Consider the following 18,494-nt stretch of genomic DNA (forward strand, 5'->3'; position numbering starts at 1 on the left):
TGCCACTCTCCCCCTGCTCACTTCAGGCTGGGGGAATATTGCTGCCAAATAGGTTAGTCATTACCCTTAGCGCCCTACCGGGCGCTATGCCTCTCTCACCCGTGCACAGATGATTAACGCCAGAATAGCTAATCCCATCGCCACCACATATACCGAATTATGGCCCCAGGTTTCGGTCAATACCCCTTGCAGAACCCCAGCCAGAATCACCCCAGTGGAAATGCTATTGGTAAACAGCGTGGTTGCTGCCCCGGCTCTGCCTGGCATTAAATCCTGAAAATAGAGCATGCCAATCCCGGCGACAATACCAATAAAAATGGCATTAAAAATCTGCAATAGCATCAGTGCAGTTTTGAATTTGAATAACACCAATCCGGTATAAAACAGCACACCCGCCAGCACCGCAAACAGCATAATTTTGCGCTTACCAAAACGCCTGACCGAGTAACCCGCCAGCAGCATAATAGGGATTTCCAACCCGGCAGCAGTCCCCATCAACAGACCAGCCAACCGCTCAGGCAATCCTAAGCTTGCTGTGATATACAGAGGCATATCAATGATGTACATGGTGTTGCAGGTCCACATCAACATTGAAGCAATAAACAGCAACAAAACGTCTTTATCGGCAAACAAACTGCCCTGCACCACCGCTGGCGCATCTACTACTAGCTCTGCTCGCTGTACCGAGGGTAAAATAAACCACACCACCAGCGCACTGAGGACAAAAATACCGGCGGCGATACTGAACATCAGCGTAAAGCCATAATTCAGCGCTAACATAAACGACAGCGGCGGGCCGATAACCCAAGCCAATGAAAGCTGCGCACGCATAATCGAACTAAACATCACTACTTCCCGCGCCGAGCTATCGGCATATTCTCGCGCTAAGGCGAAAATCTGCGGCATGGCGGTATTTGCTACTGCTGCCAGCAGCACACCGGCAGTGATTAGCGTCAGATAGTCACGATTAAAAGCAAATAGCAGGCAGTTCCCCACCGCCATCAAGTAGCAGACCATAATTAGCTTGCGGCGGTCACCACGTAAATCTGATCGTTTGGCCAGTACAAAGCTGACGGTAATCCCGGCAATGGCATTGACGGTATAAAACAATCCCACCCACAGTGGGCGTACTTTCACTTCAGTGCTTAAGAACAAGCTTAATGTCGGTGCCTGTAACGCGCCGGCGATACCGGAAAGAAAAGCCACCACGAAGAAAGCGAGAAACACCGGGTTAATACGGCGGGAAAAGATCAAAGCAGATTTCATTCCAGGCTCCAGCGCCAGAAATAACAATTAAACGCTATGCTACAGAAGCGGGTAGATTTATATAGAGAAAAGTATATCAGCCGCATAAATTTCACATCCGAATAATGGATACGGCTGACCGTGTTTCAGCCTTAAGGAGGCAGGATATTATCCAAAGTCATTGGGGCTATAGCTAGGCAGCAAGCGAACAAATCCCGATGAGCTTACTCAAGTAAGTGATTCGGGTGCGTGAACGCAGCTAACAACGCTGTAGCCTCAAGGAGACAGGATATTATCCAAAGTCATTGGGGCTATAGCTAGGCAGCAAGCGAACAAATCCCGATGAGCTTACTCAAGTAAGTGATTCGGGTGCGTGAACGCAGCTAACAACACTGTAGCCTTAAGGAGGCAGGATATTATCCAAAGTCATTGGGGCTATAGCTAGGCAGCAAGCGAACAAATCCCGATGAGCTTACTCAAGTAAGTGATTCGGGTGCGTGAACGCAGCTAACAACGCTGTAGCCTCAAGGAGACAGGATAAAAAAAGCCAGCAGGTTGTTAAGCCCACTGGCTGGTGAAAGTCACCATTACTCAGAAATTTTTGGTACACAGCAAGGCAAGACTTGGTTCATTTAACAAACATCAACATCAATTATCATCTACCACAGCTCACAAAGTGTGCTCTGTTCGGGCGATGATATCGTCTTGTGCATCTGGCGATAGCGCGGTAAAGAATGCCGAGTAACCGGCAACCCGCACCACCAGATCACGGTAGCGGTCTGGGTGCTGCTTGGCATCGAGCAATATCTCACGCGATACAATGTTGTATTGCACATGCCAGCCCAGATACTCCTCGAAGAAGGTACGCAACATCATCATCAGCTTTTCGCGATCACGCGGGTTATCCAAAGTTGACGGATTCAGTTTTTGATTCAGTAGCACCCCGCCCAGAATAGAGGCTGTCGGCAGTTTTGACAGGGAGTTAAACACCGCAGTTGGCCCCAGATGATCAGTACCAGAAGCAGGGCTTGCTCCCTCCGCCAGCGGGCTGTGCGCTTTACGGCCATCCGGTGTTGCCATCGTTGCCGCACCAAACGGCACGTTAGCAGAGATAGAGGACGTCCCGGCGTAATAGGTACCGCCTATCGGGCCGCGACCAAAGCGGGTATTGTGATATTGCTTCAACTCATCAATATACGTCTGATAAGCGCGCACCAGCAGTTGGTCTACATCATCAACATCATTACCGTATTTCGGTGCTGAATTAATCAGATGTTGGCGTAATTGCTCACCGTTCAGGCCAGCAAAGTCATTTGTTAACGCCGTTGCCAGTTGCTGCTGTCCGATAAGCTGTTGTTCAAACACCAGTTTTCGTACCGCTGCCAGACTATTACCCAAATTGGCAATGCCCACCTGCAAGCCGGAAACCCAGTCATAACGCGCGCCGCCCTGCTTAATACTTTTACCGCGCTCAATACAGTCATCCACCAGTGCAGAACAGACAATATCGTGGGCATTCTCTTCCAACACCGTATCTACCACACACTCAATTTCGATGGATTTTCGCGTGTAGTAACGAATCTGCTGATCCCATTGCGCCATCACTTGTGAGAAATCAGTGAAGTTACCCTTCGATAACCCCTGCTCTTGCGGCAAGAATACTTGCCCAGAGGTCGCATCTTTACCTTGCTCCAGCGCCGCTAGCATCACGCGAGCAAAATTAATAAAACTCATGCCAGTACAGCGATAGCCCCATTTCCCCCCCACCGCAGTTTCAATGCAACCGATGGCAGCGTAATCGTAAGCATCCTGTGGCTCTACACCCAATTTGATAAATTCAGGAATAACAATTTCGTCATTATTAAACGCAGGCATACCAAAGCCGCAGCGAATGACTTGCACACAGGCATCGAGGAAATCATCACTGATACCGGCATGGTAGCGCACGCTGAGATTCGGCTGAGTTGAACGTAAACGGCCGCAAGACTCCAACACCGCATAAGAGAGCGGGTTAACCGCATCAATCGCTTTACCCTGCACCAGCTTCTGCCCACCAATAGTGACATTCTGATACAACGGGCTGCCCGCCGAGGCTTTGGAGTGCGAACCGGAACGGATCTTGTTCACTTCCAGCAACTTGAGCCAGCAGCTATGCAACATCTCAATGGCTTTTTCGCGGCTGAGGGTATTTTCCAGCTCCACGTCACGGCGATACCACGGATAGAGGTATTGGTCGAGGCGGCCAAAGGAAACCGAGTGGCCGTTAGATTCAATTTGCAGCATCAATTGGATGAAATAGCACAACTGCAAGGCTTGCCAGAAGGTCTGTGGCGGTTGGTGAGCAATCAGTTCGCAGTTTGTGGCGATAGTTTGTAACTCAATGCGCCGCCAATCACGGCTCTCTTCTTCTGCCATTTGCCGCGCAACCGCCGCATAACGTTCGATATGTTCGCTCAGCGCCGCCAATGAAATATCAATGGCTTTAAGGAATTGCTCTTTATGCAGGTCACTCCAGTCCGTCAGTTGTAACCGTTCGCGGCGACTTGCCACTTTGCTGCGCAGACCATCCAGCCCTTTTTCCAGCAATAACGGGAAGTTAACCGCCAAATGCGCATCGCCGGAGGTCATATTACCTTCGGCTTTTATAATGCCGGTAGCCAATAACGCTTTTTGCTCATCGGTAAACATGCCGTAGCAGCGGTCCTGCACTGTTTGGCCGCGCCACCACGGGCAGATACGGTGCAATACCGCTTTATCTGCTGCACTGACCGAGAAACCCGCACCGGGGCGATCGGCCAGCTCATCAATTTCGTTTTCAATCCAACTCACGGTGTATTCAGGGAAAATTGGCGCGGCGCGCAGTTGGCTGGCCTGATTACCGATAATCAGCTCATCATTTTTGATCCAGACGGTGCGAAGCTGTAAGTGATGCGCCAGCGCCAGCGCGCGCCTGACGGGGAGAGGTTTGTCCTGATGCTGCTGATAAGCCTCGGTATAATGCTGAGCTCGTTCGGTACAAACCGGCGGCTTCACAATGTGGATCAGTGCGTTTTTATGCTGTTTCGTCCGTTCGCTTAGCGTTACCAAATCAAGGGTGGTCATAGCATTATCCTCGTAAAATTGCGGTCAAGCCTTTATCACGGGCATAGCTTTCCGCGAAGTGAAGCAGTTCAGGAGCGTCCAAAGGTGTGCTTGCTGCCCGATACTCTTCACCCAGCAGCGAATATTTGTTGATACCCAACGTGTGGTAAGGCAAAAAGTGAATCTCTTTAACGCCTATCTCATCAGCCGCAAAATCGACGATCCCTTGTATAGAGTGGCGATCTGCATTGAAATCTGGGATCAACGGCACCCGTACTGTGATGTTGGTGCCCGCTGCCGCTAACTGACGAAAGTTGTCCATCACCCGTTTAGCCGAACCTCCAGTCCACTGGCGAAAACGGTTTTCATCCGTGTGCTTTAAATCCGCCAGCATCAGATCCAGCCACGGCAAAGAGGGCGCGATGTAATGCCACGGCGTATGCAGACAAGACTCAACCGCCGTGTGGATACCAAGCAGATGACAGCGTTGCAATAACTCAGCCGCTACATCGGGTTGCATAAATGGCTCACCACCGGATAGCGTCACACCACCGCCACTGCGCCGATAAAACGGCATATCGCGCAACAGTGTTGCCATAGTGGTATCAATATCAATCGGGCTACCACACACCGTCAGTGCACCACTCGGGCAACGCACGGTGAGTGCCTGAAGGTCATCCTCTTCCAGCCGTTGGCGCGTGATAACAATGCAATCGTCAATGCGCTCTATTGCCTGCGGGCAGGTCTGTTGGCACAACTCACAACCTGATAAGCACAGGCGCGAGTCAAATAGCACCTCCGCTTTACGTGATCGACTTTCCGGGTTTTGGCACCAACGGCAACTCAGCGAACAGCCTTTCAGGAATACCACACTGCGAATACCGGGGCCGTCATGGGTGGAATAACGCTGTAAATTAAAAATCATTTATTCCTCCCGTTGGCGGCATTGCCACGATAACCCGCTTTCATTGGCAATCAGTATCTGCGTAATATAGGGAAAGAAAAATTGATGAAATTTGCCGTGGAGTTCCTCTTTTATGTCTGCCTCACGTCTACAACAGCAGTTTATTCGCCTCTGGCAACGTTTTAATGGCCAGCCGACGGAAACCACCTTGCAGGAGCTGGCAGACGTGCTCAGTTGTTCACGCCGCCATGTACGATCCTTGCTGGGTAGCATGCAACAAGAGGGTTGGCTAAGCTGGCAGGCTGAAGCGGGTCGCGGTAAACGCTCACAACTGGCCTTCCTCTACTCCGGGTTGGCACTGCAACAACAGCGGGCCGAAGAGCTGCTGGAACAGGACCATATCGATCAGTTAGTGCAGTTGGTAGGGGATAAAAAAGCAGTGCGCCAAATGCTGCTATCCCAGTTGGGACGCAGTTTCCGCCAAGGAAAACACATCCTGCGGGTGCTCTATTATCGCCCGCTACAAAACCTGCTGCCCGGTACCGCGTTGCGCCGCTCCGAAACACATATGGTGCGGCAGATTTTTAATGGCCTGACACGCATAAATGAGGAAAATGGGGAACTGGAACCGGATTTATCCCATCACTGGCAAGCTATTAGCCCGTTGCATTGGCGTTTTTATTTGCGCCCTGCCATCCATTTTCACCATGGGCGTGAACTGGAAATGGATGATGTCATCAGCAGCCTGACCCGGCTGATTCCGCAGCCCCTGTTCTCTCATATCACCGCCGTGCGCTCACCAACGCCCTATGTGATTGATATCCATCTAAGTTGCCCGGATCACTGGTTGCCATGGTTGTTGGGTAGTGTTCACGCCATGATTTTGCCGCAAGAATGGGAGAATCAACCCGACTTCCGCCGCCATCCTATTGGTACCGGCCCCTACTCGGTGATTAGAAATCACCATAATCAGTTGAAGATACAGGCTTTTGATAACTATTTTGGTTTCCGCGCACTGATTGATGAGGTCAATATCTGGGTGCTACCTGAGTTGTCTGAGGAGCTGGTTTATTCCGGTGTGCAATTGCAGGCTGACGATACCAGTAAAAACGAGCTGGAAAGTCGGCTGGAGGAAGGCTGCTATTTTTTACTGTTTGATCAGCGATCGCCTCAGACCAGTAACCCAGAGATCCGCCGCTGGTTGTGTGAGTTGATAACACCGGTCGCCCTGCTCAGCCATGCAGATCCTTTCTATCAACGCTACTGGTCACCGGCCTACGGCATGCTGCCCCGCTGGCATCACAACCGGCTAACCACCCTTGAGCCAAAGCCCGCAGGGCTGACCGAATTGACGCTGACATTTTACAGCGAGCATTCCGAATTTGACGCCATCAGCCAAACATTAACCACATTGTTGGCCGCACACGGCGTCACACTGGTGATACAAGTGCTGGATTATGTCAGTTGGTATCAGGGCGATGCACAGAGTGATATCTGGCTTGGCAGCGCGAATTTCTATCTGCCACTGGAGTTCTCCCTGTTTGCCACCCTGTACGAACTGCCGCTACTACAACATTGTTTGGATGAAAAACTGCATCAGGATGTTGAATTATGGCGAAATAATACCCTGCCGATGGCGGATTGGAGCCAACGGTTGGTTAGCCAGAATCAATTCCACCCGCTGTTCCATCATTGGTTAGAATTATATGGACAGCACAGTATGCGCGGGGTGCGCATGAACACGCTCGGCTGGTTTGATTTCAAATCGGCCTGGTTTACCCCACCAGAGGGCTAACCTGCTTTCATCCGCCCAGATTAGTCTCTACAATGGCACCGTCTCAACGGGGTGCGGAAAAACTGTTGTGGTCGTGTCCAGAATTCATGCTGGTTCGTTCCATTAACAATGAAACAAAAACGTCGCGAGGTAGGTTCAGTCGGAGGCGGACAGCACGCAGAAACCGGAGCGTACAAGTAGTACGTGAGGATTTCGAGTACTGCCCAACACCGGATCAACCTAACCGCAGCAAGTTTTTCGCTGAGAGCAAACCCGTCGAACCTGATCCGGCTAACCCCGGCGGAGGGATTTGAGAAAAATAACGCTGCATTATCATGATATCGCTGTTATTTACCGCCTCAGATACCTTTGCCACCTTTATTGTTAAGGAGTGCAAAGTGTTTAAACGCATTATTCCCTGCTTGTTTTTGCTATCTGCCGCTGCGGTGGCCGCCGATAAACCGACACTGACGGTTTACACCTATGACTCCTTTGCCGCCGACTGGGGTCCAGGGCCTGCGATTAAAAAAGCCTTTGAAGCCGAGTGTGATTGCCAGCTTAAATTTGTGGCGCTGGAAGACGGTGTTTCATTACTTAATCGCCTGCGGATGGAAGGTAAAAACAGTCAGGCTGACGTGATTTTAGGATTGGATAATAATCTGGTGCAGGCGGCAGAACAAACTGGATTATTCGCACCAAGTCAGGTGGATACCGCGAACCTTACTCTCCCGGAGAAGTGGCAGAATAAGACTTTCGTCCCGTACGATTATGGCTATTTCGCCTTTGTGTATAACAAAGATAAACTGAAAAATCCGCCGAAGAGCTTGCAAGAATTAGTTGATAGCAAAGAGCCGTGGAAAGTGATTTATCAAGACCCGCGCACCAGTACCCCGGGTCTTGGTCTGATACTGTGGATGCAGAAAGTGTATGGTGATAAAGCGCCGCAGGCGTGGCAGCAACTGGCGAAAAAAACCGTCACCGTTACCAAGGGTTGGAGCGAAGCTTATGGCTTGTTCCTGAAAGGTGAAGGGGATTTGGTGCTGAGCTATACCACTTCTCCGGCTTATCATCTGATTGAAGAGAAGAAAAGCAATGCAGCGGCTAATTTTAGCGAAGGCCACTATCTGCAAGTCGAAGTCGCAGGCTTGGTTGCCTCGAGCAAACAGCCGCAACTGGCACAGCGCTTTATGCAATTTATTGTGACGCCAGCATTCCAGAACCATATTCCCACCGGTAATTGGATGTATCCGGTGATTAAAATGGATTTACCGGCTGGGTTTGAAACCCTTACCGTGCCGCAAAAAGCGTTGCAATTTGATGCTAAAGATGTGGCAGATAATCGCGGCAAATGGATTCAGGCATGGCAATCCGCCGTCAGCCACTGATCCCTCCATGGTTGTGGCCAGGGCTACTGGCTGCCTTACTGATAGTCGGTGTCGCCTTACTGGCGTTCACCGCTATCTGGCGTCACGCGCCTGCGGCAGACTGGCACAGTATCTGGCATGACCGCTATTTGTGGCATGTGATCCGCTTTACCTTTTGGCAGGCATTCTTATCCGCCCTGCTGTCAGTCATCCCTGCCATTTTCTTAGCGCGAGCCCTGTATCGCCGCCGCTTTCCCGGCCGACAACTGATGTTGCGTTTATGCGCTATGACACTGGTGCTACCGGTGTTAGTGGCGCTGTTTGGTATTCTGACGGTTTATGGCCGTCAGGGTTGGCTGGCGACCCTGTTTAGCTGGCTGGGGGTTGATTACCGCTTCTCACCTTATGGTTTACAGGGCATTTTGCTGGCGCATATCTTCTTCAATATGCCACTGGCGACTCGCTTGCTATTGCAGTCACTGGAAAGCATCGCCGTTGAACAACGCCAGTTAGCCGCACAACTGGGGATGAATGGCTGGCAGCACTTGCGCTGGGTTGAATGGCCCTATCTGCGCCGCCAAATTCTGCCAACCGCGGCGCTGATTTTTATGCTCTGTTTTGCCAGTTTTGCCACCGTGCTGTCACTGGGTGGCGGGCCGCAAGCCACCACTATCGAGTTGGCCATCTATCAGGCACTCAGTTATGACTACGATCTGGGGCGTGCGGCCTTATTAGCGCTAATCCAACTGGGTTGCTGTCTGGGTTTAGTGGTGCTAAGCCTGCGGTTAAACACAGTATTGGCGGTAGGTAATACTCACGGTCAAATCTGGCGTAGTCAGCAGGATAGCTATTGGTCTCGCATCAGCGACACCCTGTTAATTGGTACTGCTTTGCTATTGATGGTGCCGCCATTGCTAGCGGTAGTGATTGATGGCAGTAATCAAACTATGCTGGCGGTGCTACAACAAACTGCGCTATGGCAAGCCTTCTTTACCTCATTGACTATCGCTATCGGGGCGGGGTTGCTGTCCGTGACACTCACGATGATGTTGTTGTGGAGCAGCCGTGAACTGAAACTGCGCCAACGGATGGCCTGTGGGCAGGCACTGGAAGTCAGTGGTATGGTGATTCTGGCGATGCCGGGCATTGTCCTGGCGACCGGCTTCTTTTTATTGCTCAACGATACCTTTGGCTTGCCACAATCCCCTTACGGGCTGGTGATCCTCACCAACGCACTGATGGCTGTGCCCTACGCACTAAAAGTGTTGGATAACCCAATGCGGGATCTGGCTGAACGCTACACGCCGCTGTGTTTATCACTGGAGATTCGTGGCTGGCACCGTGTGCGCCTGATTGAGCTAATGGCACTAAAACGCCCGCTGGCTCAAGCACTTGCCTTTGCCTGTGTGCTATCGATTGGTGATTTTGGTGTGGTGGCACTGTTTGGCAATGAGCACTTCCGCACGCTGCCGTTTTACCTTTACCAGCAGATAGGTTCTTATCGCAGCAACGACGGCGCAGTTACCGCCCTACTGCTGTTGTTACTCTGTTTCTTGCTGTTTACTCTTATTGAACGACTGCCGAGCCGCCATGTTAAAGCTTGAGAAAATCACCTATTTGTATGACCACTTACCGATGCGTTTCGATTTGCATATTCAGCCCGGTGAGCGGGTGGCGATTCTTGGCCCAAGTGGTGCTGGCAAAAGTACCCTGTTAAGCCTGATTGCTGGTTTTCTCGCCCCCGCCAGTGGCCGTATGCTACTGAATAATCAGGATCACACGGCAACAGCCCCCGCCGAGCGGCCAGTATCGATGCTGTTTCAGGAGAACAACCTGTTCTCACATTTGACCGTCACACAGAATATCGGGTTGGGTTTACATCCGGGGTTGAAACTCAGCCATGAGCAAAAGTTACTGTTACACCAAATTGCCCAGCAGGTTGGACTGGAAGATTGCCTTGAGAGGTTACCCGCACAACTTTCCGGCGGCCAACGTCAGCGGGTAGCATTGGCACGCTGTTTAGTGCGCAGTCAGCCAATCCTGCTACTGGATGAGCCATTTTCCGCGCTCGATCCTGCGTTGCGCAATGAGATGCTGCAATTGGTCGATCATGTCTGTACCCACCGGCAACTGACATTACTGATGGTGTCACACAATTTGGATGATGCTGCCCGCATCGCCGATCGGACATTGCTCATTGTCGATGGCCGTATTTACTACGACGGCCCGACACAAGCGCTGGTTAACGGCACCGCCCCCGAAGCCAGTGTGTTGGGCATTACTACCCGACCATAATAACTTGTATACCCAAGGGGATTACCCAGCGAGGACCTTCCACAACAAATGACGATAAATCGGCATAATGGGCTGCATATGCAGCCAGACAAAGCTGGCAATCGCCGCCACCATAGCCAGTACCGTCACCCAGCGCAGGCGAGCCAGTGGCAACCATTGGCTCAGGCGGTCCGGGCTACGCTTGCCAAACCGCCACCAGCGCCATGATAGCCACAGTGCCAACCAAATCAGCATCACCACCACAAATAGCAACCACTTAAACATATAGCTATTGGCGCTCGGTGGGATATCAATAGCAACACCTGCCAGTATGCCTGGGAAGAAGTAGAGCGGTGGCCAGGTCAGGCAACCAATCACGTTGGGCAAGGCAAATTTTGCCGGTGGCAGGTTTAACATACCAGCCACCATCGGGACAATCGGCCGTGCCGGGCCGATAAAGCGCCCAAGTAGGACGGTTGCCATACTGTGGTTATGCAATGCGTGTTCGGTTTTATCCAGCATCGACTTATGCTTTTTCAGGAAGGACCAACGGTGCAGTGGTTCTTTGAAGCGCCGACCGATAAAATACGAGATCCAATCCCCCAATAGGCAGCCGACAGTTGCAGCGGCCCAGGCCGAGTAAAAACCGACTTCGCCACTGCCAATCAACGCCCCCACACTGGTCATCATTACCGTGCCGGGAAGCAACATCCCCACCAGTGCTAATGATTCGAGAAAAGTAACGAACATGACGATAAATAGCGTGAAAGCCAGAGATTGCGTCAATAAATGTAATAAATAGGCTTCCATAGAGTTGTCCGTTGGTTAACGCCCAAGGTTCAGGGCGGAGGATTGTCCGGCGTGCCGCGAAATGAGTCAATCAACAAATTTCCCCTTCGTCCTTGAAGCCGCAGAGTTGTTAGCTGCGCTTACTCACCCAAATCACTTACTGGCCGTTGACCTTAAAATGAATAGACTCATCGGGATTAGACCACTTGCTGCCTACCTGCAACTCCAATGACTTTGGGTATACATGGAGCGAATGGAAATCATCATTAAAATAGACAAATACTGTATAAATAACCATACTAAGATAGCATAAACTCTCAGGCGTTATTGTTGCAGTCAGTTTGGATGCGGACAGCGCGGAGAAACCGGAGCGTACACGTAGTACGTGAGGATATCGAGCACTGCCCAAGTTCAAAATGACAAATAAAATAGCCTGTACATTACCTATAAAGGTTAGCACCGTGGCGCAACACCGTCAGGGCTTCCTGCTCACTCGCCACTGGCGCGACACGCAGGCAGGCACCGAAGTTGAATTCTGGTTAGCCACCGATGAAGGGCCACAGCAGGTCAGGCTGCCGCCGCAACCCTCAGTGGCATTTATCCCGGCCGAACAACGGCAACGGGCTGAAACCGTGCTGCGTGATGAACGCCGCTGGCAGTTGCGCCCACTTGAACTGACTGACTTCCACCAACGCCCAGTGCTGGGCCTGTATTGCAGTCAACATCGTCAATTAATTCGTTTGGAAAAACTGCTGCGCGAAAGTGGTGTGAATGTCTATGAAGGCGATATTCGCCCACCAGAACGGTTTCTGATGGAACGATTTATTACCGCGCCGGTGTGGTTCAGCGGTGATGACAATAACCATGGCCCGCTGCTTAACACCCAAATGAAACCGGCCGAGGATTATCGTCCAACACTGAAACTGCTGTCGCTGGATATCGAAACCAGTGAACATGGCGAGCTGTACTGTATTGGGCTGGAGGGTTGCGGCCAGCGCCAGGTTTACATGTTGGGGCCACCTAACGGTGATACGGCTGAAAGTGCAGCGCTGGATTTCAATCTGGAATACGTCGCCAGCCGCCCGCAGTTGTTGGAAAAACTAAACCAGTGGCTGGCAGTGCATGATCCCGATGCCATTATTGGCTGGAATCTGGTGCAGTTTGACTTACGTGTTCTACAAAAACACGCTGACCGCTATCAGATCCCACTGCGCTTTGGCCGTGGTGGCAACCTGCTGGAATGGCGTGAACACGGCTTTAAACAGGGGCACTTTTTTGCCTCGGCAGCCGGTCGGCTGATTATCGACGGCATCGAGGCGCTAAAATCCGCCACCTGGAATTTCCCGTCATTTAGTCTGGAATCTGTTTCGCAAACCCTGCTGGGCGAAGGCAAAGCCAGCGACAGCCCCTATCAACGAATGGATGAAATCAATCAACGTTTCGCCCATGACAAACCGGCACTGGCGCGCTATAACCTGAAAGATTGCGAGCTGGTGACGCGGATTTTTGCCAAGACCGAGCTGCTCAGCTTCCTGCTGGAACGCGCCACAGTGACGGGGTTAGCAGCGGATCGTAGCGGTGGCTCCGTGGCGGCGTTTACCCATCTTTACCTGCCGCGTATGCACCGCATCGGTTACGTCGCCCCCAATTTAGGTGAGTTACCAGAAGAGCACAGCCCCGGTGGTTTTGTGATGGACTCCCAACCCGGCTTATATGACTCGGTATTGGTACTTGACTATAAAAGCCTGTATCCGTCGATTATTCGCACCTTTTTAATCGATCCGGTCGGTTTAGTGGCAGGTATGGCTCTGCCTGATGAACAGCACTCGGTGCCGGGGTTTCGCGGTGCCTGGTTCTCGCGCGAGAAACACTGTTTGCCCGCCATCGTTAACCAAATCTGGCAGGGCCGGGAAGCGGCTAAACGTCAGAAAAACAAACCGTTATCACAAGCACTGAAGATCATTATGAACGCCTTTTATGGCGTATTGGGTTCCAGCGGCTGCCGCTTTTTCGATCCCAGACTGGCCTCATCGATCACCTTGCGCGGCCATGACATCATGCGCCAGACCCGCGAACTCATTGAAGCACAGGGCTATCAGGTGATTTATGGTGATACCGATTCAACCTTCGTCTGGCTGAAAAAGGCTCACAGTGAAGAGCAGGCATCACAGATAGGTAAAGAGTTAGTACGTCAGGTCAATCTATGGTGGAAAGATCATATACAACAAACCTTTAATCTACCCTGCGCCCTGGAACTGGAATTTGAAACTCACTATCGGCGTTTTCTGATGCCTACCATCCGGGGTGCCGAGCAAGGCAGTAAAAAACGCTATGCCGGGTTGATTTCTACCTCTGAGGGTGATCAGATGGTGTACAAAGGGCTGGAAACCGTGCGCACTGATTGGACACCACTGGCCCAGCAATTTCAGCGAGAATTGTATCTACGCATTTTTCAGCGGCAACCCTACCAGGATTATCTGCGGGATTACGTAGCGCGAACCCTGAATGGCGAATTAGATGAACAGCTAGTTTACCGCAAACGTCTACGCCGACGGCTGGATGACTATCAGCGTAATGTGCCACCACACGCTAGAGCGGCACGCTTGGCGGATGAGTTTAACCGCAAACTCGGTCGCCCGCTGCAATATCAAAATGGGGGCTGGATAAGCTATGTCATGACCACCGCTGGCCCCGAACCCCTTGAGATTCGGCAATCCCCTATCGACTACGATCACTACCTGACACGACAGTTGCAACCGGTAGCAGACGCTATACTTCCTTTTATGCACGATGACTTCACAACGTTAATAACAGGTCAGATGGGGCTATTCTGATACCTTATAGCCTGGATAATTCGAGTTGCAGGAAGGCAGCAAGTGAGCGAGTCCCCAAGAGCTTATTAATTTTAAGATCAAGAGCAGTAAGTGACTGGGGTAAACTGCGGCCGCCAACGCACATGCAGCTTGAAGTATGACGGGTATTTTACAGGTGACGAAACGCTCCGCTTCCATTACCATAGCGCCCTTGCCAAAATTCGCATTAATCACATTTACATAACCGCTAGCCGTAATACTCCTTCTTATTGGGTGCTGCCTGTAGATGCCACATTTTCAGACAGACTCTCAGGCCGCATCGCCTGTGCGGCGGGTAGACTATTGCCAGTGGTTTTATGATATTTGGCTGCCACTAATTATTTATAACCAGATAATTTAAAAAGCATTTCCTTAACTGTCCAACAAAAAATCGAGCCGATAATTTATGCCTTTTACACTTGGTCAACGCTGGATCAGCGACACAGAAAGCGAACTTGGATTGGGTACTGTCGTTGCCATCGACGTACGCATGATTACCTTACTGTTTCCCGCAACCGGTGAAAACCGCCTTTACGCTAGAAATGATTCGCCAATCACCCGCGTCATGTTCAATCCGGGCGATACCATCACCAACCACGAAGGCTGGCAGCTAAAAGTGGAAGAAGTGACTCATGAAAATGGGCTGATTACTTATATCGGCACCCGTTTGGACACTGAGGAAACCGGCGTCTCAATGCGTGAAGTGTTGCTCGATAGCAAACTGACGTTTAGCAAACCGCAGGATCGGCTATTTGCCGGTCAGATCGATCGTATGGATCGCTTTGCCCTGCGTTTTCGCGCTCGTAAATATCAAAGTGAGCAGTTCCGTCTGCCATGGAGTGGGTTACGCGGTATCCGTGCCAGCCTGATCCCACACCAATTACATATCGCCTATGAAGTGGGTCAGCGCCATGCACCAAGGGTATTACTGGCCGATGAAGTCGGTTTAGGTAAAACCATCGAAGCCGGGATGATCATTCACCAACAACTGTTGTCAGGCCGTGCTGAACGAATCCTGATTGTAGTGCCGGAAAGCCTGCAACATCAGTGGTTGGTGGAAATGTTGCGCCGCTTCAATTTGCGCTTCTCACTGTTTGATGACAGCCGCTACTCCGAAGCCCTGCTTGACAGCACCAATCCGTTTGAAACCGAGCAGATGGTTATCTGTTCACTGGATTTTGTGCGCCGCAATAAACAACGGCTGGAACAACTGGCAGATGCGTCTTGGGATCTGTTGGTGGTGGATGAGGCGCACCATCTGGCCTGGAGCGAAGAAGCCCCAAGTCGTGAATATCAAGTCATTGAACAATTGGCTGAGAATATCCCAGGGGTGCTGCTGTTGACCGCAACACCAGAGCAATTGGGCCAGCAGAGCCACTTTGCCCGTCTGCGTTTGCTGGATCCCGATCGCTTCCACGATTACGAAGAGTTCGTCAATGAACAGCAGAAGTATCGCCCAATTGCAGATGCAGTAACACTGCTGCTGGGTGGTGAGCGTTTAACTGACGATAAACTGAATCTGTTGGGCGAACTCATTGATGAGCAGGATATTGAGCCCTTGCTGAAAGCGGCCAACAGCCAAAGTGAAGACAGCGAAGCCGCTCGCCAAGAGTTGGTAACAATGCTGATGGACAGACATGGTACCAGCCGTATCTTGTTCCGTAATACCCGCAATGGGGTGAAAGGCTTCCCGCACCGCGTCCTGCATCAAATCAAACTGCCATTGCCAACCCAATATCAGACGGCGATTAAAGTATCAGGCATCATGGGTGCCAAAAAAACGTTGGAAGCGCGCGCCAAAGATATGCTTTACCCGGAACAAATCTATCAGGAGTTTGAAGGCGAAAATGCCACCTGGTGGAACTTTGACCCACGGGTAGAGTGGTTACTTAACTATCTGATTGCTAACCGTAATGAGAAAGTGTTGGTTATCTGTGCCCAGGCAGCCACTGCCTTACAGCTTGAACAAGTGCTACGTGAACGTGAAGCTATTCGCGCCGCCGTGTTCCATGAAGGTTTATCACTGATAGAGCGTGACCGTGCTGCGGCCTATTTTGCCTCTGAAGAAGATGGCGCTCAGGTATTACTGTGTTCTGAGATAGGTTCAGAAGGCCGTAATTTCCAGTTTGCCTGCCAGTTGGTGATGTTCGACCTGCCGTTTAACCCGGACCTGCTGGAACAGCGTATTGGCCGTCTGGACCGTATCGGTCAAAACCGCGAAATCCAGATTATGGTGCCTTATCTGGAACATACCGCACAGGCGATATTGGTGCGTTGGTATCATGAAGGTTTGGATGCTTTTGAGCACACCTGTCCGACCGGGCGCACCATTTATGACAGCGGCTATCAAGAACTGATCGGCTATCTGGCAACGCCAAGTGAACAAGAAGGGTTAGATGAATTTATTCACGCCTGCCGTCTACAGCACGAAGAGCTGAAACTGCAACTGGAACAAGGTCGTGATCGGCTACTGGAGATGCATTCCAACGGCGGCGAGCATGGTCAACAACTGGCGCAGATCATTGCAGATCAAGATAATGACGTTAATTTGGTCAGTTTCGCGCTTAACCTGTTCGATATTGTCGGGATTAACCAAGAAGACCGCAGTGACAACCTGATCGTACTGACCCCCTCTGATCATATGCTAGTACCGGACTTCCCTGGGCTGCCGCAAGACGGCTGTACCGTGACATTCGATCGTGAACAGGCGTTATCGCGGGAAGATGCCCAGTTTGTGAGTTGGGAGCACCCGATCATCCGTAATGGTTTGGATTTGATCTTGTCCGGCGATACCGGAAGCTGTGCGGTTTCTTTATTGAAAAACAAAGCATTACCAGTAGGAACACTGCTGGCTGAATTGGTTTATGTGGTAGAAGCTCAAGCGCCAAAACACCTGCAATTAACCCGCTTCTTGCCACCCACCCCAGTGCGGATGCTGATGGACAGAAATGGCACCAATCTGGCGGCACAGGTTGAATTTGAAACCTTTAACCGTCAGTTGAATGCGGTAAACCGTCATACCTCCAGCAAGCTGGTCAATGCAGTGCAACAAGAAGTCCACGCCATGTTGCAACAAGCAGAGGCACTGGTTGAAGAGCAGGCAAAACTGTTGATTGAATCGGCCAAGCACGAAGCTGATGATAAGCTGAGTACCGAACTGGCACGTTTGGAAGCCCTGAAAGCGGTTAACCCAAATATTCGTGATGACGAAATAGAAGCACTGGAGCATAACCGTAAAATGGTGCTGGAAAACCTCAATCAAGCGGGCTGGCGTTTAGATGCTATCCGCCTGGTGGTGGTCACACATCAGTAATCCTGAGTAATAATCAGTTTCTGCAATATACCCAACAGATTTCAAGATGCAGGCAGGCGGCAAAGGAGAGACAAATCGGTTGGGAACCGATTTGAATAGCATTTATGCTAGCCTCAAGGATGAGGCTCATTAATCCCGATGAGCTTATGCAGTCAAATGATTCGGGTTAACGAGAGCAGCCAACACACCTGCGACTTGAACAATGCAGGGCATAAATGGAGCACTAATGGAACCCTATAATCCCCCACGCGACCCTTGGCTGCACATCCTGTTTCAGGATGAGCACATCATGGTGGTCAATAAACCTAGCGGGCTACTTTCTGTACCCGGTCGCGCGCCGGAGAATAAAGACAGTATCATGACTCGCATTCAGGCTGATTTTCCGGCGGCAGAGTCCGTTCATCGGCTGGATATGGCCACCAGTGGCGTAATTATCGTGGCACTGACCAAAGCGGCTGAGCGCGAGCTGAAGCGCCAATTTCGCGAACGTGAACCGAAAAAGTCTTATATTGCCCGCGTCTGGGGGCATCTGGCCGAAGATGAAGGGCTGATAGATCTGCCGTTAATCTGTGACTGGCCAAACCGGCCAAAGCAGAAAGTCTGTTATGAAACCGGTAAATCTGCACAAACTGAGTATCTGGTGCTGTCACGCGATACTGATGGCAGCACGCGAGTGAAGTTATCGCCCATCACAGGGCGCTCACACCAATTACGGGTCCATATGCTGGCGATGGGTCACCCAATCCTTGGTGATGGCTTCTACGCCCATCCAGAGGCCAAAGCGATGGCATCCCGCTTGCAGTTACATGCGCAGGAGCTGTGTATTACTCACCCTGAGTTTGGAACGGCGATGCATTTTACATGTGAGGCGGAATTTTAATTTTTGTCGTAAGAGTAT

The 18,494-nt window shown here is 51.1% G+C and carries 11 protein-coding genes; 7 read left to right on the plus strand and 4 right to left on the minus strand.

Annotated elements, in window-relative coordinates; genetic code table 11:
* Positions 1-84 precede the first annotated feature (84 nt).
* From V1953_RS17735 to V1953_RS17745, 3 genes are all read right to left on the minus strand, one after another.
* Positions 85-1,266, minus strand: coding sequence for a sugar efflux transporter (locus V1953_RS17735; RefSeq protein ID WP_442851169.1), 1,182 nt, complete (start codon positions 1,264-1,266; stop codon positions 85-87).
* A 648-nt stretch (positions 1,267-1,914) separates the two neighbouring features.
* The gene (locus V1953_RS17740; RefSeq protein WP_372568666.1) at positions 1,915-4,347 is read right to left on the minus strand and encodes a formate C-acetyltransferase/glycerol dehydratase family glycyl radical enzyme; all 2,433 of its coding nucleotides are present in this window, start codon (positions 4,345-4,347) and stop codon (positions 1,915-1,917) included.
* 4 nt (positions 4,348-4,351) lie between these two features.
* The gene (locus tag V1953_RS17745) at positions 4,352-5,251 is read right to left on the minus strand and encodes a glycyl-radical enzyme activating protein (RefSeq protein ID WP_442821262.1); all 900 of its coding nucleotides are present in this window, start codon (positions 5,249-5,251) and stop codon (positions 4,352-4,354) included.
* Positions 5,252-5,363: 112 nt separating this feature from the next.
* Here V1953_RS17745 and sgrR point away from each other — a divergent pair, with 112 nt between their 5' ends.
* The 4 genes from sgrR to thiQ all read left to right on the plus strand — a co-directional run bounded on the left by sgrR (position 5,364) and on the right by thiQ (position 10,663).
* Entirely contained in the window at positions 5,364-7,025 is a 1,662-nt protein-coding gene (gene sgrR, locus V1953_RS17750; RefSeq protein WP_083160566.1) for an HTH-type transcriptional regulator SgrR, read from the plus strand.
* A 377-nt stretch (positions 7,026-7,402) separates the two neighbouring features.
* Positions 7,403-8,389, plus strand: coding sequence for a thiamine ABC transporter substrate binding subunit (thiB, locus tag V1953_RS17755; protein ID WP_442851170.1), 987 nt, complete (start codon positions 7,403-7,405; stop codon positions 8,387-8,389).
* Positions 8,365-9,972, plus strand: coding sequence for a thiamine/thiamine pyrophosphate ABC transporter permease ThiP (gene thiP, locus V1953_RS17760; protein ID WP_442851171.1), 1,608 nt, complete (start codon positions 8,365-8,367; stop codon positions 9,970-9,972). Before thiB ends, thiP begins: the two co-directional genes overlap by 25 nt.
* Positions 9,959-10,663: a thiamine ABC transporter ATP-binding protein ThiQ gene (gene thiQ, locus V1953_RS17765; protein WP_442851172.1), complete on the plus strand. Its 705-nt coding sequence runs from the start codon at positions 9,959-9,961 to the stop codon at positions 10,661-10,663. The genes thiP and thiQ overlap by 14 nt, the downstream gene beginning before the upstream one ends.
* Before the next feature lie 21 nt (positions 10,664-10,684).
* Here thiQ and V1953_RS17770 read toward each other — a convergent pair whose 3' ends face one another.
* Positions 10,685-11,452, minus strand: coding sequence for a DedA family protein (locus V1953_RS17770; RefSeq protein WP_442851173.1), 768 nt, complete (start codon positions 11,450-11,452; stop codon positions 10,685-10,687).
* A 440-nt stretch (positions 11,453-11,892) separates the two neighbouring features.
* On the opposite strand from V1953_RS17770, the gene V1953_RS17775 reads away from it, so the two are divergent.
* The 3 genes from V1953_RS17775 to rluA all read left to right on the plus strand — a co-directional run bounded on the left by V1953_RS17775 (position 11,893) and on the right by rluA (position 18,476).
* Positions 11,893-14,265 (plus strand): DNA polymerase II, encoded by a 2,373-nt coding sequence (locus tag V1953_RS17775; protein WP_442851174.1) that lies wholly within the window; start codon positions 11,893-11,895, stop codon positions 14,263-14,265.
* A 424-nt stretch (positions 14,266-14,689) separates the two neighbouring features.
* Positions 14,690-17,596, plus strand: a complete 2,907-nt coding sequence (gene rapA / locus V1953_RS17780) for an RNA polymerase-associated protein RapA (RefSeq protein ID WP_442851175.1) — start codon at positions 14,690-14,692, stop codon at positions 17,594-17,596.
* Positions 17,597-17,822: 226 nt separating this feature from the next.
* Positions 17,823-18,476 (plus strand): bifunctional tRNA pseudouridine(32) synthase/23S rRNA pseudouridine(746) synthase RluA, encoded by a 654-nt coding sequence (rluA, locus tag V1953_RS17785; RefSeq protein ID WP_442851176.1) that lies wholly within the window; start codon positions 17,823-17,825, stop codon positions 18,474-18,476.
* Positions 18,477-18,494: the final 18 nt, after the last annotated feature.

The organism is Yersinia sp. 2541 StPb PI, assembly GCF_052217145.1.
GTDB classification, from domain to species: domain Bacteria; phylum Pseudomonadota; class Gammaproteobacteria; order Enterobacterales; family Enterobacteriaceae; genus Yersinia; species Yersinia enterocolitica_E.